General features: G+C 66.5%; 25 protein-coding genes. 16 read left to right on the top strand and 9 right to left on the bottom strand.

The window, feature by feature from the left end; genetic code table 11:
• Positions 1 to 27 precede the first annotated feature (27 nt).
• The gene (gene ybeY, locus M1L61_RS07440) at positions 28 to 513 is read right to left on the bottom strand and encodes an rRNA maturation RNase YbeY (protein WP_100448180.1); all 486 of its coding nucleotides are present in this window, start codon (positions 511 to 513) and stop codon (positions 28 to 30) included.
• Positions 510 to 1496 (bottom strand): PhoH family protein, encoded by a 987-nt coding sequence (locus tag M1L61_RS07445; RefSeq protein WP_043400441.1) that lies wholly within the window; start codon positions 1494 to 1496, stop codon positions 510 to 512. Before M1L61_RS07445 ends, ybeY begins: the two co-directional genes overlap by 4 nt.
• Positions 1497 to 1978: 482 nt before the next feature.
• Here M1L61_RS07445 and M1L61_RS07450 point away from each other — a divergent pair, with 482 nt between their 5' ends.
• The 3 genes from M1L61_RS07450 to M1L61_RS07460 are packed head-to-tail and all read left to right on the top strand — an operon-like array spanning position 1979 to position 4988.
• Positions 1979 to 2935, top strand: coding sequence for an HlyD family efflux transporter periplasmic adaptor subunit (locus tag M1L61_RS07450; RefSeq protein WP_010486135.1), 957 nt, complete (start codon positions 1979 to 1981; stop codon positions 2933 to 2935).
• 20 nt (positions 2936 to 2955) lie between these two features.
• Complete coding sequence (locus tag M1L61_RS07455) at positions 2956 to 3879, top strand: ABC transporter ATP-binding protein (RefSeq protein WP_010486131.1); 924 nt, start codon at positions 2956 to 2958, stop codon at positions 3877 to 3879.
• Positions 3876 to 4988, top strand: a complete 1113-nt coding sequence (locus M1L61_RS07460) for an ABC transporter permease (protein ID WP_248854514.1) — start codon at positions 3876 to 3878, stop codon at positions 4986 to 4988. The genes M1L61_RS07455 and M1L61_RS07460 overlap by 4 nt, the downstream gene beginning before the upstream one ends.
• A 79-nt stretch (positions 4989 to 5067) precedes the next feature.
• Here M1L61_RS07460 and miaB read toward each other — a convergent pair whose 3' ends face one another.
• Complete coding sequence (miaB, locus tag M1L61_RS07465) at positions 5068 to 6486, bottom strand: tRNA (N6-isopentenyl adenosine(37)-C2)-methylthiotransferase MiaB (protein WP_010486129.1); 1419 nt, start codon at positions 6484 to 6486, stop codon at positions 5068 to 5070.
• Between the two features lie 188 nt (positions 6487 to 6674).
• Positions 6675 to 7295: a glutathione S-transferase gene (locus tag M1L61_RS07470; RefSeq protein WP_010486127.1), complete on the bottom strand. Its 621-nt coding sequence runs from the start codon at positions 7293 to 7295 to the stop codon at positions 6675 to 6677.
• An 80-nt stretch (positions 7296 to 7375) separates the two neighbouring features.
• Here M1L61_RS07470 and M1L61_RS07475 point away from each other — a divergent pair, with 80 nt between their 5' ends.
• The 7 genes from M1L61_RS07475 to M1L61_RS07505 all read left to right on the top strand — a co-directional run bounded on the left by M1L61_RS07475 (position 7376) and on the right by M1L61_RS07505 (position 13438).
• Positions 7376 to 8344, top strand: coding sequence for a WYL domain-containing protein (locus M1L61_RS07475; RefSeq protein WP_010486125.1), 969 nt, complete (start codon positions 7376 to 7378; stop codon positions 8342 to 8344).
• 46 nt (positions 8345 to 8390) lie between these two features.
• Positions 8391 to 9308, top strand: a complete 918-nt coding sequence (locus M1L61_RS07480) for a lytic transglycosylase domain-containing protein (RefSeq protein ID WP_248854515.1) — start codon at positions 8391 to 8393, stop codon at positions 9306 to 9308.
• Between the two features lie 201 nt (positions 9309 to 9509).
• Positions 9510 to 10130: a ubiquinol-cytochrome c reductase iron-sulfur subunit gene (gene petA / locus M1L61_RS07485; protein WP_241888484.1), complete on the top strand. Its 621-nt coding sequence runs from the start codon at positions 9510 to 9512 to the stop codon at positions 10128 to 10130.
• Positions 10130 to 11389 carry a cytochrome bc complex cytochrome b subunit gene (locus M1L61_RS07490; RefSeq protein ID WP_019337153.1) on the top strand — a complete coding sequence of 420 codons (1260 nt, stop codon included), beginning with the start codon at positions 10130 to 10132 and terminating at the stop codon, positions 11387 to 11389. Before petA ends, M1L61_RS07490 begins: the two co-directional genes overlap by 1 nt.
• Positions 11382 to 12131, top strand: coding sequence for a cytochrome c1 (locus tag M1L61_RS07495; protein ID WP_010486117.1), 750 nt, complete (start codon positions 11382 to 11384; stop codon positions 12129 to 12131). Before M1L61_RS07490 ends, M1L61_RS07495 begins: the two co-directional genes overlap by 8 nt.
• A gap of 134 nt (positions 12132 to 12265) precedes the next feature.
• On the top strand, positions 12266 to 12901 hold the full coding sequence (locus tag M1L61_RS07500) for a glutathione S-transferase N-terminal domain-containing protein (protein WP_005408842.1): 636 nt from the start codon (positions 12266 to 12268) through the stop codon (positions 12899 to 12901).
• Positions 12902 to 12985: 84 nt separating this feature from the next.
• The gene (locus M1L61_RS07505) at positions 12986 to 13438 is read left to right on the top strand and encodes a ClpXP protease specificity-enhancing factor (protein ID WP_005412806.1); all 453 of its coding nucleotides are present in this window, start codon (positions 12986 to 12988) and stop codon (positions 13436 to 13438) included.
• Between the two features lie 104 nt (positions 13439 to 13542).
• On the opposite strand, the gene M1L61_RS07510 is transcribed toward M1L61_RS07505, so the two are convergent.
• The 4 genes from M1L61_RS07510 to M1L61_RS07525 form a co-directional block, all read right to left on the bottom strand.
• Positions 13543 to 13893: a DUF3301 domain-containing protein gene (locus M1L61_RS07510; protein ID WP_005408844.1), complete on the bottom strand. Its 351-nt coding sequence runs from the start codon at positions 13891 to 13893 to the stop codon at positions 13543 to 13545.
• A 68-nt stretch (positions 13894 to 13961) separates the two neighbouring features.
• Complete coding sequence (locus M1L61_RS07515; RefSeq protein WP_197643815.1) at positions 13962 to 14963, bottom strand: DUF2272 domain-containing protein; 1002 nt, start codon at positions 14961 to 14963, stop codon at positions 13962 to 13964.
• 198 nt (positions 14964 to 15161) lie between these two features.
• Positions 15162 to 16013, bottom strand: a complete 852-nt coding sequence (gene nadC, locus M1L61_RS07520) for a carboxylating nicotinate-nucleotide diphosphorylase (protein WP_248854516.1) — start codon at positions 16011 to 16013, stop codon at positions 15162 to 15164.
• Positions 16010 to 16279 (bottom strand): Trm112 family protein, encoded by a 270-nt coding sequence (locus M1L61_RS07525; RefSeq protein ID WP_005408847.1) that lies wholly within the window; start codon positions 16277 to 16279, stop codon positions 16010 to 16012. Before M1L61_RS07525 ends, nadC begins: the two co-directional genes overlap by 4 nt.
• Positions 16280 to 16337: 58 nt before the next feature.
• On the opposite strand from M1L61_RS07525, the gene purE reads away from it, so the two are divergent.
• The 3 genes from purE (at position 16338) to M1L61_RS07540 (ending at position 18440) form a co-directional block, all read left to right on the top strand.
• Entirely contained in the window at positions 16338 to 16841 is a 504-nt protein-coding gene (purE, locus tag M1L61_RS07530) for a 5-(carboxyamino)imidazole ribonucleotide mutase (RefSeq protein ID WP_005412808.1), read from the top strand.
• Complete coding sequence (locus M1L61_RS07535) at positions 16838 to 17986, top strand: 5-(carboxyamino)imidazole ribonucleotide synthase (protein ID WP_049455525.1); 1149 nt, start codon at positions 16838 to 16840, stop codon at positions 17984 to 17986. Before purE ends, M1L61_RS07535 begins: the two co-directional genes overlap by 4 nt.
• 112 nt (positions 17987 to 18098) lie before the next feature.
• The gene (locus tag M1L61_RS07540; protein WP_004152082.1) at positions 18099 to 18440 is read left to right on the top strand and encodes a carboxymuconolactone decarboxylase family protein; all 342 of its coding nucleotides are present in this window, start codon (positions 18099 to 18101) and stop codon (positions 18438 to 18440) included.
• Positions 18441 to 18514: 74 nt separating this feature from the next.
• On the opposite strand, the gene M1L61_RS07545 is transcribed toward M1L61_RS07540, so the two are convergent.
• Complete coding sequence (locus M1L61_RS07545; RefSeq protein ID WP_019337156.1) at positions 18515 to 19093, bottom strand: superoxide dismutase; 579 nt, start codon at positions 19091 to 19093, stop codon at positions 18515 to 18517.
• 120 nt (positions 19094 to 19213) lie between these two features.
• On the opposite strand from M1L61_RS07545, the gene grxD reads away from it, so the two are divergent.
• From grxD to M1L61_RS07560, 3 genes are all read left to right on the top strand, one after another.
• Positions 19214 to 19534, top strand: coding sequence for a Grx4 family monothiol glutaredoxin (gene grxD, locus M1L61_RS07550; protein ID WP_005408852.1), 321 nt, complete (start codon positions 19214 to 19216; stop codon positions 19532 to 19534).
• Positions 19531 to 20307, top strand: a complete 777-nt coding sequence (locus M1L61_RS07555; RefSeq protein WP_010486100.1) for an SDR family NAD(P)-dependent oxidoreductase — start codon at positions 19531 to 19533, stop codon at positions 20305 to 20307. The genes grxD and M1L61_RS07555 overlap by 4 nt, the downstream gene beginning before the upstream one ends.
• A 233-nt stretch (positions 20308 to 20540) precedes the next feature.
• A complete protein-coding gene (locus M1L61_RS07560; RefSeq protein WP_248854517.1) occupies positions 20541 to 23789 on the top strand; it encodes a TonB-dependent receptor in 3249 nt (1082 codons plus the stop codon).
• Positions 23790 to 23957 lie beyond the last annotated feature (168 nt).

Raw genomic sequence — 23957 nt, forward strand, 5'->3', positions numbered from 1 at the left:
TAGTCGTGGCGACGGGCGGTGGCCCGCTCAGCGCTCGCCCGCGTATGGGTCGTCGATGCCCAGCTCGGCCAGGATCTCCCGTTCCAGCTGCTCCATCGCCTCGGCTTCCTTGTCGTCCTCGTGGTCCCAGCCGAGCAGGTGCAGCACGCCGTGCACGGTCAGGTGCGCGTAGTGGGCATTGAGCGCCTTGCCCTGTTCGTCGGCCTCGCGTGCCACCACCGGTGCACAGATCACCAGGTCACCCAGCAGCGGGAACTTGACGCCCTTGGGCAGGCCTTCGGGTACTTCGGCCGGGAAGCTGAGCACGTTGGTGGCGTAGTCCTTGCCGCGGTAGTGGCGGTTCAACGACTGTCCTTCCTTGGCATCGACCACGCGGATGGCCAGATCGGCCTCGCGGATGCGGCCCTTCAACGCGGCGGCCACCCACTTGCGGAAGCTGCCTGCCGCCGGCAGGCCGGCACGTGGCAGGGCATAACTGACGGCGACGTCCAGTCGCACGGGTCCACGGGTCATGGAGTTGCTCCAGGTTGGATCTGATGCAGGTCGCGGCGGTCGTAGGCGCTGACGATGCGTGCGACCAGCGGGTGGCGGACCACGTCACGGGATTCGAAGAAGGTGAAGCTCACGCCCTCGACCTCACGCAGCACGTCGATGGCGTCGCGCAGGCCGGACTTCACATGCTTGGGCAGGTCGGTCTGGGTCAGGTCACCGGTGACCACCGCAGTGGAGCCGTAACCCAGGCGGGTCAGGAACATCTTCATCTGCTCGATGGTGGTGTTCTGTGCTTCGTCCAGGATCACGAACGCATCGTTGAGCGTGCGGCCGCGCATGTAGGCCAGCGGTGCGATCTCGATGACGTTCTTCTCCAGCAGCTTGACCACCTTCTCCACGCCCATCATCTCGTACAGGGCGTCGTACAGCGGTCGCAGGTAGGGATCGACCTTCTGGCTCAGGTCGCCGGGCAGGAAGCCCAGCTTCTCGCCGGCCTCCACCGCCGGGCGCACCAGGATCAGGCGCTGCACCCGCGATTCATTCAGTGCTTCGACCGCGCTGGCCACGGCCAGGAAGGTCTTGCCGGTACCGGCCGGGCCGATGCCGAAGTTGATGTCGTGGGTGGCGATCTGGTGCAGGTAGCGGCCCTGGTTTGCGCCGCGGCCGCGCACCGTGCCGCGCTTGACCTTGATCGCCACGTCCTGCGCTTCATAGGAGCGCTCGGCGATCTGCTCGACATTGGCCTGCGCCAGGCGCAGGTGGATGGCGTGGTTGTCGAAGGTGGTTTCGCTGGCTTCGGCGTACAGCGCTTCAACCAGCTTCTGCGCCTCGACGATGGCTTCTTTGGGCCCGCTGATGCGGAACACGAAGCCACGATTTGCGATCTCCACGCCGAGCTTCAGCTCGATCTGGCGCAGGTGCCCGTCGAAGGGGCCGCACAGGTTGGCCAGTCGCTCGTTGTCTTCCGGCGACAGGGTGAAGTCTCGATGATCGATGCTTTTCATTGCTTGGGGTGGGGCCGACGCCTTCCACCGCAGTGTATTCAGGGAGGACAAGGGTAGCGCGCGTGCGGGGCACACGGCCAGCAGACGGTCGATACAGCGTTTTCCACACCCGGTGTGGACGGGGCACGCGGAAACCTGTGGATAGACCTCTGCGATGCTTGTGCCACAAGGCCCATGAGGTCCTGGTGAAAAAAGCGTCATGGCCGTTCGTCGCTGCGGCAGCACTGCCACGGGTGGCCTGTACGGGGTCATTCATCGTGATGGCAGTGCAGGTTTCGTTGCCGGGCGAGCAACAAAGCCACCTCCCTGCGGATTTCCACAGCGGTTGTGGAATGATGCCGAATCAACCTGTGGATAGGTGGTGCGGAGCCTTGCAGCAAAAGGCTTGCCCACGTGTGGTGAAAAAACCGTCAGGGCTGATCGGAATCATTGAGGGTGCACGGGGCACATGGCACCGTGTCGCCGTCGCAGGAGGGGATGGCATGGGCATCGGCAACGGGATGCGTGGAATCGGATTGGCGGGCATCGGCCTGCTGGCGGGGTGTGGGCAGTCAACGCCGACTGCACTGGGCACGCTGGAATGGGACCGGATCACGGTGCCGGCGCCGGCGGCCGAAGTCATCGCCACGGTGGAGGTGCGCGAGGGACAGCAGGTCAAGGCCGGGGCCGTGCTGATGCAGCTGGACCCGGCCCGGGGAGACGCGCAGTTCGCCGCAGCTCAGGCTGATGCGGCGCGTGCGCAGGCCCAGCTGGAAGAACTGCAGATCGGCCCACGCCAGGAGCAGATCGCGCAGGCCCAGGCGCAACTGGCCGCGTTGCGCGCACAGGCTGCCGAAGCAACTGCCTATTACCGACGTGTCCAGCCGTTGGCACGGCAGCGCCTGATTGCCGCCGCTGAACTGGATCGTGCACGCGCCGCTGCCGGCAATGCCGAGGCCAGCGCGCGTGCTGCCGAGCAGGCCTGGCTGGAGCGGGTGCACGGCAGCCGTGTGCAGGATATCGCCCAGGGCCAGGCGGCCGCGGATGCCGCACAGGCACAGCAGGTGGTGCAGGGCGTCAACCTGCAGAAGCTGCAGCTGCGCGCACCGCGCGACGGCGTGGTCGATGCCTTGCCTTACCGGCAGGGGGACCAGGCGCCGGTCGGCGCGCCGCTGGCGGTGATGCTGGTCGGCGAGCGCCCCTATGCACGCGTCTACCTGCCGCAACCGCTGCGCCTGCAGGTCAAGGTCGGACAGGCCGCGCAGATACAGCTGGAGGGAGGCAGCACGGTGCTGACGGGGCACGTGCGTGCGATCCGCAGTGAGCCGTCGTTCACGCCGTACTACGCACTGACCGGTGATGACGTCGAGCGCCTGAGCTATCTGGCCGAGATCGAAGTGGACGGGAACAGCGACATGCAGAAGCTGCCAGCGGGCCTTCCGGTACAGGTGCGCTTCTGAACACCGGTGCGGACATCGCGGTGCACGCGCAGGGCCTGACCCGCCGCTTCGGCGATCTGCTGGCCGTGGACAATGTCGACCTGACCGTGCCGCGTGGCCAGGTCTATGGCTTCCTGGGGCCGAACGGGTCGGGCAAGTCGACCACCATCCGCATGCTGTGCGGCCTGCTGGAACCGAGTGCCGGGCAGATCGAGGTGCTGGGCCTGGCGGTTCCCGAGCAGGCCGAAGCACTGCGCCGGCGCATCGGCTACATGACCCAGCGCTTCTCGTTGTATGAAGATCTTTCGGTACGCGAGAACCTGGAATTCCTCGCCGCCATCCAGGATCTGCCACGCGCGCAGGCCCGGCAGCGGGTCGACGAACTGCTGCAGCAGTATCGTCTTCTGGACAGGCAGCCGCAGCTGGCCGGCACCCTCAGTGGTGGCCAGAAGCAGCGCTTGGCGCTGGCCGGCGCCGTCGTGCATGCGCCCGAGCTGTTGTTCCTGGACGAGCCGACCAGCGCAGTCGATCCGGAATCGCGCCGCGATTTCTGGGAGGCCCTGTTCGAACTGGCCGATGCGGGCACCACCGTGCTGGTCTCGACCCACTACATGGACGAGGCCGAGCGCTGCCACCGCCTGGCGATCCTTGATCGTGGCGCGCTGGTGGCCGACGGCACGCCGGCCGAACTGTGCGCACGGCTGGAAGGGCGCACGCTGCAGGTCACCGCGTCGCAGCCGCGCCTGGCCAGCCGCGCACTGGCCGATCTGCCCGGCGTGCTCAGCGTGGCGCAGATCGGCACCCATCTGCGCGTGCTGTGCAATGAGGGAGCGGCGGACATCGCAGTGCTGGGCCGTGCGCTGGCCAGTGCTGACCCGCAGGCCAGCATCGAGAAGGTGGCACCGAACCTGGAAGACGTGTTCGTGGCCGCCACCCGTGGTCGTGGCCGGGAGCCGGCGGAATGAACCTGCGCCGGCTGTGGGCGATCATGCTCAAGGAACTGCGGCAGCTACGGCGCGACCGCATCACGCTGGCGATGATCGTCGGCATTCCGGTGATGCAGCTGCTACTGTTCGGCTATGCGATCAATCTCAACCTGCGTCACCTCGACGCCGGTGTCGCCGATCAGGCCAACAGTGCCGCCTCGCGCGCGCTGGTGCAGGACATGGTCGCCACCGGCGTGATCACGCCGCGCAGCGAGGCGTACACGCCCGACCAGCTGATGCAGGCGCTGCGCCGTGGCGAGATCAGTGTCGGCATCGTGGTGCCGGCCGACTTCGAGCGTCGCCGCTTCGACGGTCGCGAAGCAGTGCAGGTGCTGGTCGATGGCAGCGACACCGTGGTGCAGAGCGCAGCGATCCAGCTGGCGCAGGTGCCGCTGGACACGCGTCCGACCAGCAACACGCGTCCCCTGCGCGAAGGCAGCATCTCCAGTGGTCCTATCAGCGTGACCAGCTTCTACAACCCGCAGCGGCGCTCGGTGGTGAACATCGTGCCGGGCCTGATCGGGGTGATCCTGACCATGACCCTGGTGATGTTCACGGCCGTGGCGGTGGTGCGCGAACGCGAGCGCGGCAACATGGAGCTGCTGATCGCCACGCCGGTGTCGCGCAGCGAACTGATGGTGGGCAAGGTGCTGCCTTATGCAGCGATTGGCCTGCTGCAGACCACGCTGGTGCTGGTGCTGGGCACCTGGCTGTTCCAGGTGCCGATCCGCGGCAGCCTGCTGGACATCTACCTGGCCGCAGTACTGCTGGTGCTGGCCAACCTCGCACTGGGCCTGCTGATTTCCACGCGCGCGCGCTCGCAGTTCCAGGCGATGCAGATGACGTTGTTCCTGTTCCTGCCGTCGATCCTGCTGTCGGGCTTCATGTTCCCGTTTGCGGGCATGCCGCGGCCGGTGCAATGGCTGGCGGAAGTGCTGCCGCTGACCCACTTCCTGCGGCTGGTGCGCGGCATCATGCTGCGCGGCGCCTCGCTGTGGGAGCTGTGGCACGACGCGCTGGCGCTGCTGGCCTTCATCGTGGTGATGATGACGCTGGCGATCCTGCGCTTCCGCAAGCGATTGGATTGAGGCCTGTCATTCGGTAGTGCCGGCCGCTGGCCGGCATCATTTACGGTGGGTGCCGACCGTTGGTCGGCACACCCAGACCTTACTCCGCCACCACCCGCGCGCGCAGCGAATTGGTCAGCGCTTCGGTGATCACCACATCCACGAACTGGCCGATCAGCCGCGCCGGCGCCGGGAAGTTCACCGAGCGCATGTTCTCGGTCTTGCCGGTCAGCTCGTTCGGATTCTTGCGCGACGGACCTTCCACCAGCACGGTCTGCACCGTGCCCACCATCTTCTGGGAGATGCTGGCCGCGTGCGCATTGATGCGCTCCTGCAGGCGCGACAGGCGCGCGTGCTTCTCCGCATCGCTGATCGTGTCCTCCAGGTCGGCCGCTGGCGTGCCCGGGCGGCGCGAATAGATGAAGGAGAAGCTGTGGTCGAAGCCGATGTCTTCGATCAGCTTCATGGTCTTCTCGAAATCGGCATCGGTCTCGCCGGGGAAGCCGACGATGAAGTCCGAGCTGATCGAGATGTCCGGGCGCACCGCGCGCAGCTTGCGGATCTTTGACTTGAATTCCAGTGCGGTGTAGCCGCGCTTCATCGCCGACAGCACGCGGTCGCTGCCGGCCTGCACCGGCAGGTGCAGGAAGTTGGCCAGCTGCGGTACGTCGCGGAACGCGTCGACCAGCGAATCGCTGAACTCCAGCGGATGCGAGGTGGTGAAGCGGATGCGGCCGACGCCATCGATCTCGGCGATGGTGCGGATCAGCAGGCCCAGGTCGGCGAACTCACCATCGCCATACGGGCCACGGTAGGCGTTGACGTTCTGGCCGAGCAGGTTGATCTCGCGCACGCCCTGCGCGGCCAGCTGGGCCACTTCCACCACCACGTCCTCGAACGGGCGGCTGACCTCCGTGCCGCGGGTGTAGGGCACCACGCAGAACGAGCAGTACTTCGAGCAGCCTTCCATGATCGACACGAACGCCGAGGCGCCATCGGCACGCGGCTCCGGCAGGCGGTCGAACTTCTCGATCTCGGGGAAGCTGATGTCCACCTGCGGGCGCTTCTGTTCGCGCCGCGCGCGGATCAGTTCCGGCAGGCGGTGCAGGGTCTGCGGTCCGAACACCAGGTCGACGAACGGCGCGCGCTTGATGATCGCTTCGCCTTCCTGCGAGGCAACGCAGCCGCCGACGCCGATGATGACCTCGCGGCCCTTGTTCTTCAGGCCCTTCCACACGCCCAGCTGGCTGAATACCTTCTCCTGCGCCTTCTCGCGGATGGAGCAGGTGTTGACCAGGATGACGTCAGCGTCGTCCGGGGTATCGGTCAGTTCCAGGCCATCGCTGGCGGCAAGCACGTCGGCCATCTTGGCCGAGTCGTACTCGTTCATCTGGCAACCGTGGGTCTTGATGTACAGCTTGCCCTTGACCTGGTCGGGCTTGCGCGGACCAGCGGGCAGGGCAACGAGCGGGGTACCGCCCGGCGTGGCGGGCGGAAAGACGTCTGGCGTCCCGGTCATGGCGCTTAATCCATTCGGGTGGCGGGAAAGCGGGCAATTCTACCCGCATCCCGCGCCAGCCGCCGCGTTCATGCGGCCAAGCCCAAGCCCGGCGTGGTCATCACTGTAGAGGCGAGCCCACGCTCGGCTGCCTTGTGCAAGGCGGAGGAGCAGCCGAGCGTGGGCTCGGCTCTACAAGGGGGCGCTGATTACGCCGCCACCAGCTCCGCATCGATCCGCCGCGACCGGTCGAAGGCGGTCATCGCGCTCATCCGGGCGATGTAGTCGGCCGTTGCCGGCGCCGGCTGCACGAGGCCAAAGGCGGTGGTCCAGGCCAGCGCATTGCCCCACAGCACATCGGCGGCGCTCATCGTCTCGCCGAGCAGGTACGGGCCCTGCGCCAGCTGGGCCTCGACCACCTGCAGCACGGTCTCGGCGTCGTTGTACGGCGACATCAGGCGCGGCGGCGGCTCGCGATGCATCGCCTTGTCGATCATCGCCGGCTCGAAACAGGCGCCATAGAAGGCCATCCAGCGCAGGTAGGGCCCGCGCAGGGCGTCGCCGATCGGCGGGGCCAGCCCGGCTTCCGGATACAGGTCGGCCAGGTACAGATAAATGGCCACCTGTTCGGTTACCAGTGCGCCGTTGTGGACGATGGCCGGCACCTTGCCCATCGGGTTGATGGCCAGGTAGGCCGGGGCCAGGTTGGCGCCGGCCTTCAGGTCCAGCACCTGCATGCGGTAGTCGGCACCCAGCGCTTCGAGCAGGGCCACGGCGCCGCTCGAGCGGGAACGGGCGGCGTGGTACAGGGTGATCCGGCGTGAATTCATGGCATTGCTCCTTGCGGTGGGTGGTGAACTGGAGGCCATCCTGGGGCACTATTGCGGACGACTTCTGTCCTCGATCCTTCATGCGCCATACCGCCCACCGACTGCTGCGCCTGATCGCCCTGTTGCAGGCCCGCCGCCAGTGGTCCGGGGCCGAGCTCGCCGAGCGCATGGGTGTGGACCGACGCAGCATCCGCCGCGATATCGAGCGCCTGCGCGAGCTGGGCTACCCGGTGCAGGCCTCGGCCGGGGTCGGCGGCGGCTATCAGCTGGGGGCCGGGGCGCCGGTACTGCCGATGCTGCTGGACGAGGAGGAGGCAACCACCCTGGCCATCGCCCTGCGCGCGGCCTCGGCCACCGTCGCCGGCATCGACGACACCGCGCGTGGCCTGCTGTCCAAGCTCGACCCGCTGGTGCCGACCCGTCGCCGCCAGCAGGCCGGCGAGGTGCATGCAGCGACGGCCACCCTGTCCGATCTTCCGTCCACCGACGCACGCCTGCTCGGACGGCTGGCCCAGTACTGCCGGCAGGCGTCACGGCTGGCCTTCGAATACCGCAGCGCGCAGGAGGCTGTTACCCAGCGCGAAGTCGAGGCACAGCACCTGGTCAATTACGGCCGGCGCTGGTACCTGTTGGCCTGGGATCTGGGCCGGCAGGACTGGCGCACCCTGCGTGTGGACCGGATGGGCGCGGTGCGCGAATGCACCGAGCCCGGCCTGCATCGGCGCACGCCGGCACCCCCGGACGTGATGGTGCGGCAGGCGGTCAGCCAGGCCCCGTTCGCGCTGCAGGCCATCGTCCGCCTGGCCGGCAGCCGCGCCGAGCTGGAAGGCCGCATTCCTCCCTGGTGCGGGGTGCTGGAGGCGGATGGTGCCGAGCACTGTCTGCTGCGCATGGGGGCCGAGAGCCGGGGCATGATGCTGGCGCAGATCCTCAGCCTGGACCGCGTGCCGGTGGCGCTGTGGACCACGCCGCCGGGCCTGCGCGACGAACTGGCCCAGCGCCTGGCCGGGCTGGGCCAGGTGCTGGCCGTGCCGCCGGTCACAGGCTGAGCCACATCGCTTGGCAAGCTCCGGCGAAGCTGGGACACTCGCCGCCATGAAGGGGATACTGGGGACAACGGCGATCATCATCGCTGCGCTGACCGCTGCGCCGGCCAGCGCTGGCACCCTGTACAAGTGCCAGGGCCCTGATGGCGTCACCAGTTATGTAAGCAAGCGGGTGGCAGGTGCGCGCTGCAGCACCATCAGCTACAGCCGCGACACCCGTCCTGCGCCGCGCCCGGTGGTGGCCGCATCCAGGCCGGCGCCGACCACGGTGGCCAGCATCGAACGCAACCCGGTTGCCGTTGCCGCCAGCGCCGCAGCGCCGGCAACGGTCGCGCCTGCGCCTGCAGCCGCCGCGCCGGCACAGCCGGTCGCCTCGCGTGGCGGGCGCATGGTCAGCGGCCAGGTCTATTCCTTCATGAAGGACGGCGTGCGCCACTACACGAGTGCGCGCCCGACCCAGGTCGCCAACCTCGGCCCAGTGCGGACCATCCGCTACAGCTTCATGGAGCGCTGCTACGCGTGCGGGGTCAATCCACGCGTGGACTTCGGCACCGTGCGCCTGAACACCTCGGCCTTCCAGACCGAGATCACCTCCGCCGCGCGCGAGTTCGGCGTGGAAGAGGCGGTGGTGCGGGCCATCATCCATGCCGAGTCGGCCTACAACCCGACCGCGCTCAGCCGTGCCGGTGCGCAGGGCCTGATGCAGCTGATGCCGCCAACCGCCGCGCGCTTCGGGGTCAGTGACTCCTACGATGCCGGGCAGAACATCCGCGGCGGCGTGCAGTATCTTGCGTGGTTGCTGAAGCGCTTCAATGGCGACCTGACCCTTGCCGCAGCCGGCTACAACGCTGGCGAAGGCGCGGTCGACCGCCATGGCGGCGTACCGCCCTACAGCGAAACCCAGTACTACGTGCGCCGGGTCGGGCAGCTGGCCGAGCGTTACCGCACCGCCCTGAGCCACCAGTAGGTACCGCAGACTGGTGGGTGCCGACTGTCAGTCGGCACACCGTTGAACAGGTAGGTGCCGACTGTTGGTCGGCACTCCTTGCAAAGAGCGTTGTGTGGCGCGCGACGGTTCCGCTACACTCAACCGTGATTCAATGCGGCTCTGGCCCCCACCGGATCCGCTGGCAGCCTTAAAGCTACCTAATCAATATCGGAGTGCCGGATGGCCAACGATGGGGTACACGATCCAGTCAACACCGGACGTCGGCGTTTTCTTTCTGCCACCACAGCCGTGGTGGGCGCCGTCGGCGTCGGATTCACCGCAGTTCCTTTCATCAAATCCTGGAACCCCAGTGCCCGCGCCAAGCTTGCCGGCGCACCGGTGGTGGCCGACATCAGCGCCCTGCAGGAAGGCCAACGCCTGATCGTGGAATGGCGTGGCCAGCCGATCTGGATCGTCAAGCGGTCCAAGGCGATCCTCGATGCGCTGCACGGGCTGGACGGCCGTCTCAAGGACCCCGTGTCCGGCGAGAAGGACCAACAGCCGGAATACGTGCTGAAGCAGAACCCCGAGCTGCGCTCGATCAAGCCGGATATTTCCGTGCTGGTCGGCCTGTGCACGCACCTGGGCTGCTCGCCGGAAATGGTGGCCGAGATCCGCCCTGAGCCCTACGACCCGCAGTGGAAGGGCGGCTACTTCTGCCCCTGCCACAAGTCGCGCTTCGACATGTCCGGTCGTGTCTTCAAGGACGTGCCGGCGCCGATCAACCTGAAGGTGCCCGCGCACCACTACCAGGACGACAACACCATCATCATCGGTGTCGATCCGCAGGGGGCTGCCTGATGGCCAATATCCTCAGCCGTACCGCCAGCGGCGTGGCCGACTGGGTCAATGCCCGCGCACCGGGCCTGATGCCGGTGTACCGCAAGCACGTCAGCGAGTACTACGCGCCGAAGAACTTCAACATCTGGTACTACTTCGGTTCGCTGGCGCTGCTGGTGCTGGTCAACCAGATCGTCACCGGCATCTTCCTGACGATGCACTACAAGACCAACGCCGCCGAGGCGTTCGGCTCCATTGAATACATCATGCGTGATGTGGAGTGGGGCTGGCTGATCCGCTACATGCACTCCACCGGGGCCTCGCTGTTCTTCATCGTGGTCTACCTGCACATGTTCCGCGGCCTGCTGTACGGCAGCTACCAGAAGCCGCGCGAACTGGTGTGGATCCTGGGCATGCTGATCTACCTGGTGCTGATGGCCGAAGCCTTCATGGGCTACGTGCTGCCGTGGGGCCAGATGTCGTTCTGGGGCGCCAAGGTGATCATCTCGCTGTTCGGCGCGATACCGGTGATCGGCAACGGCCTGACCGAGTGGATCATGGGCGACTACCTGCCCAGTGACGCCACGCTCAACCGCTTCTTTGCACTGCACGTCATCGCCCTGCCGCTGGTGCTGTTGCTGCTGGTGGTGCTGCACCTGGGCGCGCTGCACGAAGTGGGGTCGAACAACCCGGACGGCGTGGAGATCAAGAAGGGGCCGAAGGGCAACCGCTGGTCGCCGAACGCTCCGGCCGACGGTATTCCGTTCCACCCGTACTACACGCTCAAGGATGGCGTCGGCGCCGGCTTCCTGCTGATCATCGCCGCCTTCATCATCTTCTTCGCGCCTGGTTTCGGCGGCCTGTTCCTGGAGCACGACAACTTCACCGAGGCCAACCGCCTGGTCACCCCGGAGCACATCAAGCCGGTCTGGTACTACACGCCCTACTACGCGATGTTGCGCGTGGTGCCGAACAAGCTGGGCGGCGTGCTGGTGATGTTCTCGGCCATTGCGATCCTGTTCCTGGTGCCGTGGCTGGACAAGGCCAGGGTGAAGTCGGTGCGCTACCGCGGCTGGATCTCGAAGGTGATGCTGGGCGTGCTGGCGGTGTGCTTCGTCTGGCTGGGCGTGATTGGTTCCGGCCCGGGCACCGACGTGCACGAGACCTACATCGGGCGGGTGCTGACCTTCCTGTACTTCGCGTTCTTCATCACCATGCCGCTATGGACACGGTTGGACAGGACCAAGCCGGTACCGGAGAGGGTGACCACCCATGACTGATCGCTGGATGGTCCGGCTGGCCCTGACGGCCGCCCTGATGCTGGGCAGTTTCCTGGCCTCCGCCGCCGAAGGCGGCACCAAGCTGCTGCAGGCTGGCAACGACCTCGGTGACCGCGCTTCGCTGCAGCGCGGCGCGCAGCTGTACATGAACTACTGCTCCGGCTGCCACGCGCTGAAGTACCTGCGCTATTCGCGGATGGCGCAGGACCTGGGCCTGACCGAAGAGGAGGTGATGAACAACCTCAACTTCACCGGCTCGGCGATCGGCGATCCGATCCCGGTGGCGATGCCCAAGGAGAATGCCGAGAAGTGGTTCGGCAAGATGCCGCCGGACCTCAGCCTGATCTCGCGCGTGCGGGGCAGTGACTGGGTCTACACCTATCTCAAGTCGTTCTACCTGGACAGCAGCCGGCCGCTGGGCTGGAACAACGCGCTGTTCGCCAACGCGTCCATGCCCAACCCGCTGTGGGAAATGCAGGGCCTGCAGCATGCCGTGCATGGCAAGCCCGAAGCGCCGGGCATGGACCCGCCGGTGACCGGCCTGAAGATTGAAACGCCGGGTTCGGTCGATGCCGGGCAGTACGACCAGGCCGTGCGGGACATCACCAACTTCCTCGAATATGCCGGCGAACCGGCCGCGCTCAAGCGCCAGCAGCTGGGCGTGTGGGTAATCCTGTTCCTGGCCCTGCTGACCTTCCTGCTGTATCTGTTGAAGAAGGAATACTGGAAGGACGTTCACTGAATCTGCCGCCGGCCATCGCACGGGCCTATTGGCTTTTGTGATGGTCGGTTGCACACTCGGGGAGGAGTCGATCGCTGGCACGGTGCCGGCGGCGCCGATGCGGCAGGCGGTCTCCTGTCGTGGGAGAGCCTTTGATGGCGGCGAGCGTACGCATGCGCAATACACTGACGCTGTTTTCCTCGAACGACGATGTACTGTGCCACCGTGTACGCCTGGTCCTGGCGGCCAAGGGTGTGACCTTCGACTTCGTTCCGGTCGATCCACAGAACCCGCCTGAAGACCTGATCGACCTCAATCCGTACCACTCGGTGCCGACCCTGGTCGAACGCGAACTGGTGCTTTACGCCGCGTCGGTGGTCAGCGAGTACCTGGACGAGCGCTACCCGCATCCGCCGCTGATGCCGGTCGACCCGCTGTCGCGTGCGCGCATCCGCCTGGCCATGCTGCGCATCGAGCACGACTGGGTGCCGCAGGTGCAGGCCATCCAGCTGGGCAACAAGACCCAGGCCGAGGCCGGCCGCAAGCGCCTGAAGGAGCTGCTGACCGCCTCGCTGCCGCTGTTCAAGGCCAGCAAGTTCTTCCTCAACCCGGAAATGAGCCTGGCCGATTGCGCGATGGCGCCGATCATCTGGCGCCTGCAGTCGCTGGACGTACCGCTGCCGAAGGACGGCAAGGCGATCGAAGACTACGGCAACCGCATCTTCCGCCATCCCGGTTTCGTCCGCAGCCTGACCGACCAGGAAAAGAAGCTGCGCGATCTGCCGGTCTGATCCGGGCATGCGTTACCCGTCTGCACGCCGACCGGCGTGCAGGCGATCCGCCCCGGCAGGGCGCCGGGCGCGTACACTTCACGCATGACCGAAGACTTCTTCCACATGACCAGCCACCGCCCGTACCTGCTGCGGGCGCTGGTGGAATGGATCAACGACAACCAGCTGACCCCGCACATCCTGGTCGACGCCGGCGTTCCCGGCGTGCAGGTCCCGCCTTCGGCGGTCAAGGATGGCCGGGTCGTGCTCAACATCGCCGAACGTGCCGTCGTGCGGCTGATGATCGACAACGAGATGGTGAGCTTCTCGGCGCGCTTCTCCGGCACCAGCTACCCGGTGCAGGTACCGATCAGCGCCGTGCTGGCCGTCTACGCCCGCGAGACCGGGCAGGGCATGGCATTGCCGGATGACATTCCGGGCAACGAAACCGCGCCGACCAGCGACGAGCTGCTGCACGAGGAAGGCACGCCGCCGGACGATACGCCGCCGGCCAGTCCGCCGCCGAAGGGGCGCCCGAACCTGCGCGTGGTCAAGTAATGTTTCCGACGCCGCCCCGATGGGCGGCGTTTTCCTTTGCAGGATTTATCGGCGGGTGCCGGAATTGTGTGGGTGCCGACCGTTGGTCGGCACACCTTCAGGTCCTACACATCCTCGGCATCGTCCACATCTGCGCGGATCTGGCTGATCCGCGCCGCGCCCGGGCCAGTGAATGAGATCAGCTGATCGCCGCGCAGCACCATGCGGCCTACATGGCGATCGATGCCATCGTAGGAATACTCGAACTTGAAGGTGCGCTCGAAGCCGAGTCGGCCATCCTCGCCGCGCGACAGGCGCAGGCCGGTGGCGTGCACCGCCTGGTCCAACCATTGCACATCGGCGGCGCGGCAGGCATTGCGCCCCAGTTCGACCGCGCGCTCGGCGGCCGAACGTGCGGCATTCCAGAAGAAATAGATGATTCCGCCGGCAATCAGCAACAGCAGCAGGGTGGGCATGGCGTCAGCCGTCAGAGGTCGATCCCGCAAAGATGGCGGCGAACGCGCGCTGGATCAAGCGCCTGGCATCACCGCGTCGGTTGTGGACCAGCAGAGACTGGTTGAGGCGGTATGACGACCGGCTGCGGCGCAGGCGCGGGCTGCATTGGCGTCGCAGTTGGTGACGGCATCACCAGCGGTGATGTGGCGGTCAACTGCAGCAGCGCTGCCCAGTCCTGGCGGTTGAAGCTGCATTCGTCCTCGCGGCCGGGCGTGCAGCTGGGGTCGATGCCGGTGCTGTTGCGTTCGCGTGCCGGAGGCAACTTGATCAGCCCGGTGCGGTCCAGCTGCAGCAACCGCATCGCCACGGTGTTCATGACGTTGCCACCGACCAGGTACAGGGTCTGGTCGCCCCCCAGGTTGGCAGCCACCACCACTTCGCAATGCGATTTCCAGTGGCCCACCGAACCGTTGCCCAGCGCCTGCACCAGCCCGCTGTAGCTGAGCGTGGTGCTGCGGTCGCGCAGGAAGCAGAGCAGGTCGCCGGGCGCGGGCTTTGCGGTCGCGGGATCGACCAGCCGGTACGGCACGCCCGAGGGGCCGCCCTGGTACGCGGCGCGGATGTAGTCGATATGGCGCGGCGACGTGTTGAAGCCGGGAACGCCGGACTGCACCATCACCCAGGAAATGAACGCGGCCGACCACGGGTTGTCGACCAGGAAGGCACGGCAGTCGCTGTCGGTGTAGCGGGTGCCCAGCGGTGCCAGGCAGCTGCTGGCACCCGCGATGCTGCCCATCGCGTTGAGCGTGCCGCTGTTGCGCCAGTAGCCGGCCACGCGCTGCCAGGCGATCAGGCCGTTGTCGGCCAGGTGATCGCTTTCGGCCTCGGTGACACTGAGGCTGGCGGCGCGGCCATCGCGGTCGATGAAGGGCCGGTACCAGAGCCGGTGCTCGTTGCAGGCAGTGTTGCGGATGGCCACCGCCAGCGGACTCAGGCCGAAGCGCGGTGGCACATCGCAGGCTTCGGCGGCCGCTGCGGACAAGGGGGCTGCCGCGAGCAGCAGACAGGCAGGCAAGAGCATCCGGCGCATGCGCGGCTCCTGTGGGGGATGCCGGCAGCGTCGCAGAGGCAGGCGTGGCCGAGCCGTGAAGGCCGCCAAGCCGGTAGCGCCGGGCCATGCCCGGCGAGCGAAGCGGTAGATCGGCTTATCGCGCGAAGCGCGTGCAGGGCGCGCCGCAGATCGAGAAGCAGCCGAGCGTGGGCTCGGCGCTACAAGGTCACGTAGGCCTCAGCCCGGCGGCGGGCCCAGCTTCAACGACAGGTCAATCGCCTGCACGTGCTTGGTCAGGCCACCAATGGAGATGCAGTCCACGCCGTCCTCGGCGATCGAACGCAGGCCGCCCAGGCCCACGCTGCCGGACACTTCCAGCGGAATGCGGCCGGCGGTAATGCGCACGGCCTCGCGGCGCAGGTCCGGGCTGAAGTCATCCAGCAGGATGCGTTCGCAACCGGCTTCCAGCGCCTGGCGCAGCTGCGCCAGATCCTCCACCTCGACCACCAGGGGCAGCGCGGGCCATTGCCGGCGCGCGGCAGCCACGGCTGCGGGCAGCGAACCGGCAGCGCGGATGTGGTTTTCCTTCAGCATCACCGTGTCGTACAGGCCGAAGCGGTGGTTCTCGCCGCCGCCACAACGCACTGCGTACTTCTGCGCCAGGCGCAGGCCGGGCAGGGTCTTGCGGGTGTCGAGGATGCGCGTGCCGGTGCCGGCCACCGCCGCCACGTAACGCGCGGTGGTGGTGGCGGTGCCGGACAGCGTCTGCAGGAAGTTCAGCGAGGTGCGCTCGGCGCTCACCAGGCTGCGGCTGCGCCCATGCAGCAGGGCCAGCACGGTGCCGGCAGTGACCGCGTCACCTTCGGAGACACGCCATTCAATGCGCACATCCGGGTCGAGCGCGCGGTGGGTGGCGTCGAACCAGGGGCGACCGGCGATCACCCCGTCCTGCTTGCACAGCAGGTACGCGCTGTCAGCCTGGTCGGGCAACAGCGCAGCGGTGACGTCGCCGCTGCCCAGGTCCTCGGCCAGCGCACGCGCGACATCGGCGGCGACAACGGCCGCATCCGGCGTCGGCAGCGCGCTCATGCGGCCGGGAAGTCGGCGATCTGGGCGGTGGGGATGGCTTCCTCGGCCAGCAGCACCGGGATGCCGTCGTCAACGCGGAAGACCTGCTTGCGGTCGCGGGTGACCAGCGCTTCGCGCAGCGGCTGCGCCAGCGGGTTGCCATCGGCCTTGTTCACCGCGCCGGCGGAAATGGCCTTGTTGAGGGCTTCCAAGCCCTTGCCATCCAGCAGGGACAGGGGCTGGCGGGTGTCCGGCGACACCAGCAGGTCGAGCAGCTTGCGATCCATGGTTCTTCGTCTTGCGTGGAAGATGGCTAGAATACGTCTTTAAGGCAGGTGACGGCCAATGACCCCCAACCCGATCGCGCCGCTTGTCGGCATCGTCATGGGTTCCCGTTCCGACTGGGAAACCATGCAGCACGCCGCCCAGAAGCTTGAAGCCCTGGGTGTTCCGTTCGAAGTGAAGGTGGTGTCCGCGCATCGGACGCCGGATGTGTTGTTCAGCTACGCCGAGCAGGCGGGCCCGCGTGGCCTGCGCGCGATCATCGCCGGTGCCGGCGGTGCCGCCCACCTGCCGGGCATGATCGCCGCCAAGACCGCGGTTCCGGTGCTGGGCGTGCCAGTTCAGTCCAAGGCCCTCAACGGCATGGACTCGCTGCTGTCGATCGTGCAGATGCCGGCCGGCATCCCGGTCGCTACTTTCGCCATCGGCAATGCCGGCGCCTCCAACGCCGCGCTGTTCGCCGCAGCGATGCTGGCCAGCGACCAGCCGGCGATCGGCCAGGCGCTCGACGCCTTCCGTGCACGCCAGACCGAAGACGTGATGGCCCACGACGATCCGCGCCAATGAGCCTGACCGTCGGCATCCTGGGCGGCGGTCAGCTCGCCCGCATGATGGTCCTGGCCGGTGCGCCGCTGGGATTGCGCTTCGAACTGTACGACCCGGCAGCCGACGCCTGCAGCGGCCCGCTGGCGCCGCTCACCGTCGGTGCCTTCGATGACCGCCAGGCGTTGGCGGATTTCGCCGCCAAGGTGGACGTGGTCACCTTCGATTTCGAGAACGTGCCTGCCGACAGCGCGCAGTTCCTGGCCGACCGCGTGCCGGTCTACCCGCCGCCGGCTGCGCTGGCGGTGGCCCAGGACCGGTTGAGCGAGAAGACCCTGTTCCAGCAGTTGGGCATTCCGCTGCCCGCCTTTGCCGATATCCGCAGCCGTGACGAGTTGGTCGCGAAGGCCGCCGAGTTCGGCCTGCCGTGCATCCTCAAGACCCGCCGCCTCGGTTACGACGGCAAGGGCCAGTTCCGCCTGCGCAGCGAAGCCGACATCGACGCTGCATGGGACGCGCTTGGCGCACAGGTCGAGCGCACCGGGCTGATCCTGGAAGGCTTCGTTGCCTTCCAGCGCGAGGTCAGTGTGGTCGCTGTGCGTGGCCGCGATGGCGGCTTCGAGGCCTGGCCGGTCACCGGCAACTGGCATGTCGACGGCGTGCTGTCGGCCAGCGTGGCCCCGGCCGTGCTGTCCGATGCCGATCAGCAGGCCGCGATCGGCTATGCCCGCCGCGTCGCCGAGCACCTGCAGTATGTGGGCGTGTTCGCACTGGAGCTGTTCTGTCGTGACGGCGAACTGCTGGCCAACGAGATGGCACCGCGCGTGCACAACTCCGGCCACTGGACCATCGAAGGCAGCGAGACCTCGCAGTTCGAGAACCATCTGCGTGCGGTGCTGGGCCTGCCGCTGGGCAGCACCCGCATGCTCGGCCATGCCTGCATGCTGAACTGGTTGGGCGCGATGCCCGACCCGGCGCCGGTGCTGGCGCAGGCCAGTGGCCATTGGCACGACTACGGCAAGGAGCCGCGCGAAGGCCGCAAGGTCGGCCACGCCACGTTGCGCGACGATGATGCCGCTGCATTGGCCGATGCGCTGGACCAGGTCGGCCTGGAGCTGGATCGCCAGGCCCAGGTGGCACCGGCGGTACACGCGCTGCGCAATCGCTGAGCCCGGTAGTGCCGGCCGCTGGCCGGCAGTGCAACGCTGTGACGCGCCGGTGCAGGCATCGGCGCAACATTCCCGGTGGTAGCGTGGAGCTCCTTTCACAGGAGTCATCCCCATGCTCGACTGGAATGCCTACCGCAAGGAGCTTAAGGGTCGTATCGGCGAGATCGGCAAGCTCTCGCCGGACACGGTCAAGGGCTATGCCACGCTGGCCAACGCCGGTGCCCAGACCAACCACCTCGATGCCAAGACCCGCGAGCTGATCGCGCTGGCGGTGGCCGTGACCACCCGCTGCGACGGCTGCATCACCGTGCACGTGGATGCCGCGCTGAAGCACGGCGCCAGCCGCGAGGAGATCGCCGAGGCGCTCGGTGTGGCGGTGTCGCTGAACGCCGGTGCGGCGCTGGTGTACTCGGCGCGCGTGATGGACGCCGTGGCCGCGCACGAGAGCGCGTGATGCCTGATCTGTAGAGCCGAGCCCATGCTCGGCTGGCCGGACAGCAGCCGGGCATGGGCTCGGCTCTACAGGGGTCAGCGCAGCTGGCTTTCGGCAAATTCCCAGTTGACCATCTGCCAGAACGCGTCCAGATACCGCGCGCGATCGTTCTGGTAGTCGGTGTAGTAAGCGTGCTCCCAGACGTCGCAGCACAGCAGCGGGGTGCTTTCACCGGTCAATGGCGTGCCTGCATTGCGGGTGGCCTGCAGGCCCAGCTGCCCGCCCGGATGCTGCACCAGCCAGACCCAGCCGGAGCCGAACAGGCCCAGCGCGGTGCGGTTGAATTCCTCGCGCAGGCGCTGCACGTCGCCGAACTGGCGCTTGACCAGTTCGCCCAGTCGCCCCTGCGGCTCACCGCCGCCGCGCGGGCGCAGGCACTGCCAGTAGAAGGCATGGTTCCAGGCCTGGGCGGCGGCATCGAACAGCGTGCCCTGGGCGTGGCGGACGATCTCCTCCAGCGACGCTTCCTCCCACTCGGTGCCGAGAATGCCGGCGTTGACGGCATCCACATAGGCGCGATGGTGGCGGCCGTGATGCAGTTCCACGGTCTGTGCGGACAGGTGCGGCTGCAGGGAGCCGGGAAGATAGGGCAGGGCGGGCAATTCGACAGGCATGGACAGGTTCGTGGCCAGGGGGCGGCGGCAGCCGGTTCCATCCGCTTACAATGGCGGCTACCGTGGGCAGTCTAGCCGACCATCACGGTCGGTTTGTCCGGCGAAGCAAGGAGTGTGGTTGTGGCGGTAATGCAGCAAATCCAGGCCGAGGTCGATCGTTACCCGCTCGTGCTGTTCATGAAGGGCACCCCGCAATACCCGATGTGCGGCTTCTCCAGCCGCGCCGTACAGGCGTTGATGGCGGCCGGCGCAGTCACCCTGCGCACCGTCAACGTGCTGGAAGAGCCCGAGATCCGCGCCAACCTGCCGCGTTTTTCCAACCTGCCGACTTTCCCGCAGCTGTTCATCAACGGTGAGTTGATTGGCGGCTGTGACATCGTGCTGGAGCTGTTCGAAGCCGGCGAGCTCAAGCGCATCGTCGAAGAGGCGACCCAGGGATGAGTGCCTGGCCATCGACGTCACCGACCGACGGGGCGCTCGATGGCCGCCCGTTGCAGGATCGCGTGGTGCTGGTCGCCGGTGCCGGTGGCGGGTTGGGTTGTGCGGCGGCAGTGGCTGCTGCGGCCGCCGGGGCCACCGTGGTTCTGCTGGGCCGCAAGCCTCGCCGCCTGGACCGTGTCTACGCCCAGGTGCAGGCGGTCGGCCCGGAGCCGCTGCTGTATCCGCTGGACCTGGAAGGCGCGGGCCCCGACGACTATGCCGAGCTGGCCCAGGCCCTGCAGCGCGAGCTGGGGCGCCTGGATGGCCTGCTGGTCTGTGCCGCTCACTTCCCGGGCCTGACCCCGTTTGAGCTGGCAGACCCAGCCAGTTTCGCCCGTGCGGTGCACGTCACCCTGACTGCGCCCGCCTGGCTGGCCCAGGCCTGCCTGCCGCTGCTGCGGCAGCGCGAAGATGCGGCGCTGGTGTTTGCGGTCGATGCCCCCGAGCGGGTCGGTCAGGCCTACTGGGGCGGTTACGGTGTGGCCCAGCACGGCCTGCGTGGCCTGATCGCCAGCCTGCACGACGAGCTCGGCCGCAGCCCGGTAAGGGTGAGTGGCCTGTACCCCGGCCCGCTGCGCACGGCCTTGCGGGCCCGGGCCTATTCCGTAGACCAGGACCCGGCCGCGCAAGGCCCGGAGGCCGCCGCCGCCGCGGCCGTGACCCTGTTGTCCGGTGCTGGCGCTACCTGGCGCGGCCAGATTCTCGATGCCAGCGAGGCGCCCCCCGGCGAGTAGATCCCGGGGAAAGGCGGAGTGAAGAACCCGTCACGATTGCGTTGCGATCCGGTGCCGTTTGTCGCACAACCGTCACATTGATGGCGTAGCGTGTTAATCTAGTGTTAACCGTTGTGGCTTCCTTCAGCCAAGCGGTAGGGAACCCCAGATAAATGTCCAACCAGCCACCCGCAGGGCTGTTTGGATGCGCTTTTTTTTCCGCCATCGCCAACTCGCATCGAGGCTACCGAAAAATGACCCACCCACTCCGGATGTCCAAGCTCACCCTTGGTCTCGTGGCTGCGCTCGCCGCCGCTCCCGCCTTCGCCCAGAGCACCTCTGCCGGTGTCGGCGGCCAGGTGATGTCCGCCGCAGGCCAGCCTGTTGCTGGTGCTGAAGTCACCATCACCCACACCGAGTCGGGCACCGTTTCGCGTGCCACCACCGATGCGTCGGGTCGCTACAACGCGCGCGGCCTGCGCGTGGGTGGCCCGTACACCATCACCATCACCAAGTCCGGTGAAGGCACCAAGACCGAAGAAGGTGTCTACCTGAACCTGAACCAGGTCAACACGGTCAATGCCAACCTGGGCGGTGACCTGGCTGCCACCAACCTGGACGCCGTGAACGTTGTCGCCACCGCCGGCGGCCTGGACCTGTTCAGCGCCACCAAGATGGGTACCGGCACCAACGTGACGCGCGAAACGATGGACGCGCTGCCGTCGGCCAACCGCAACATCCAGGACTACATCCGCCTGGACCCGCGCATCTCGCAGGTCAGCAAGGCTGACGGTGCGATCTCGGCCGGTGGCCAGAACACCCGTTACAACGCCATCCGCATCGACGGCATCAGTGCCTCCGACCCGTTCGGCCTGGGCTCCAACAACCTGCCGACCGAGCGTCAGCCGGTGTCGATGGACGCCATCCAGGAAATCAACATCGACCTGGCCAACTACGACACCACCATCGCCGGTGGCACCGGTGCGGTGATCAACGCCGTGACCAAGTCGGGTACCAACGAATTCCACGGCACCGTGTACGGTTCGTACCGCGACAAGGACATGGTCCGCTCGCGCCTGGAAGGTGATCGTACGGACTTCAACGGCTTCAAGGACGAGAAGACCTACGGCATGACCTTCGGCGGCCCGATCGTCAAGGACAAGCTGTTCTTCTTCACCAACTACGAAAAGTATGAGCGCAGCGGCGGCGGCGTCAGCCTGAGCGAAAGCCCGTACAACAAGGATCCGGCGAAGGGTGGCATCAGCGACGCCGACATCTCGGCCGTGCAGAAGCGCATGGCGGAACTGGGTCATCCGGTGGGTAGCGTCAGCGACCTGAACAACAAGACCGAGATCGAAGAGTACGCGGTCAAGCTGGACTGGAACATCAACGAGAACCATCGTGCAGCCCTGCGCTACAACAAGATGAAGCAGGACGTCGTCCGCTTCCCGCAGGTCAGCAGCAGCGCGCTGTCGCTGAGCGACTTCTGGTACACCCAGCCGACCGAATACGAAACCTGGATGGGTGAACTGTTCAGCGACTGGTCCGAGAACTTCTCGACCGAGTTCAAGGTTTCGCACAAGGACTACTCGTCCAACCGCGTCGCGGCTTCGCACCTGCCGCAGATGCGCGTCCGCTTCGGCAGCAATTCGCTGTACCTGGGTACCGAGCAGAATACCCACACCAACCTGGTCGAGTCGAAGGAGCTGAGTGCCTTCGGTGCCGGTACCTGGTACGTCGGTGACCACACCATCAAGTTCGGTTTCGATTACACCGACAACGACCTGATGAACTTCTACGGCCGCAACCTGTACGGCGCGTATGACTTCCGTGACCTGGCCTCGTTCCTGAAGGGCACCGCGAACGGCTACCAGCTGCGCGTTCCGCGTCCGGGCGGCAGCCTGGATGACATTCCGGCCAAGTTCCACCTGAAGAACACCGGTCTGTTCATCCAGGACACCTGGGCGATCAACTACAACCTGAGCCTGATGTTCGGCGTCCGCGTGGACATCCCGGACTTCACCAGCCAGACCAAGTACAACGCCGACATCCAGGCGCTGTATGGCTACAACAACACCAAGCTGGTGGACAAGAGCCTGATCCAGCCGCGCGTTGGCTTCAACTACACCTTCGACAGCGATCGCCCGACCCAGCTGCGCGGCGGCGTGGGCCTGTTCGGCGGCGCCGCCCCGAACGTGTGGCTGGCAGGTGCCTACCAGAACACCGGCCTGAACTACGTCGAGTACAACGTTCCGGGTAATCCGGGTGGCTTCAGTGTCGATGCCGATAATCCGTTCATTCCGGACCCGTCGCGTATCGTTGCGCGCCAGAACGTCGACATCATCAATCCGGGCACCCGCCTGCCGTCGGTGTGGAAGGCCAACCTGGCGTTCGATCACGAGCTGCCGTGGTACGGCATCGTGGCGTCGGCCGAACTGCTGTTCACCAAGGTCAAGGATGGCCTGTACTTCGAGCGTCTGGACCTGACCAATGGCAAGGGCAATGGCCCGACCTACGTGTCCGCACAGGACGGTCGTGAGATCTACTGGAACGACAAGGGCCTGAACCAGGCCAACAGCAAGATCGACAGCCGCACCGGTGACAATCTGGGCATGGAGAACGGCACCAATGGCGTGCTGAACCGCAACTACCGCCCGAACAACATCGGCGACGTGCTGCTCCTGCGCAACACCAACAAGGGCCGTGGCAGCCAGGCGACCTTCTCGCTGGCCAAGCCGCTGACCGAGAACTGGGGCTGGTCGCTGGGTTACACCTACACCCAGTCGAAGGAAGTGAGCCCGCTGACCAGCTCGCAGAACACCTCGAACTGGAACAACACCCAGATCCTGAACGCCAACGAGAACATCGCGTACAACTCGCGCTATGCGATCAAGGACCGTATCACCGGTACCCTGGAGTGGAAGCACAACTTCTTCGGTGACAACGCCACCCGCGTCGGCCTGTTCTATGAAGGCCGTTCGGGCCGTCCGTACAGCTACGTGTTCTACAACGATGCCAACGGTGACAGCGCAATCGGCAACGACCTGTTCTACGTGCCGAAGGGCCCGGGTGACGTGCTGTTCGTGGGCGGCGTGGACATGGAGAAGAAGTTCTTCGACTGGCTGGCGCAGAACCCGGAACTCGATGCCTATCGTGGCAGCACGGTGCCGGCCAACCAGCACCGCGCCAAGTGGGTCAACAGCTTCGATGTCCGCATCAGCCAGGAGTTCCCGGGCTTCGCGAAGACCCACAAGGGTGAGATCGCGCTGGACATCATGAATGTCGGCAACCTGCTCAACAAGAAGTGGGGCCTGATCGACGACTACGGCTTCTATGCCACCCGTCGCGTGGGCAACTTCGCGGGTATCGATCCGGCCACCGGCAAGTACGTGTACTCGTTCACCGGTGCGGACGATTCCTCGGTCCAGGAAAACAACAACGACAAGGGCAACACCGCCGTGTCGCGCTGGTCGATGCAGCTGACCGTGAAGTACAAGTTCTGATCCATCAGAGCTTGAAGCAGTAAGTGAAAACGGCCGGGGAAACCCGGCCGTTTTCCGTTCAGGCGAAAGTCCTTGCAGGTCACCTGGCATCGGCGTAGCATCCAGAGATGTGCGCGGTGCCAACGCCGCCGATGCGGTCCCGGAAAGGCGAACGCGGGAAGCACACAT

This window comes from Stenotrophomonas sp. NY11291 (assembly GCF_023277365.1).
Taxonomy (GTDB): domain Bacteria; phylum Pseudomonadota; class Gammaproteobacteria; order Xanthomonadales; family Xanthomonadaceae; genus Stenotrophomonas; species Stenotrophomonas geniculata.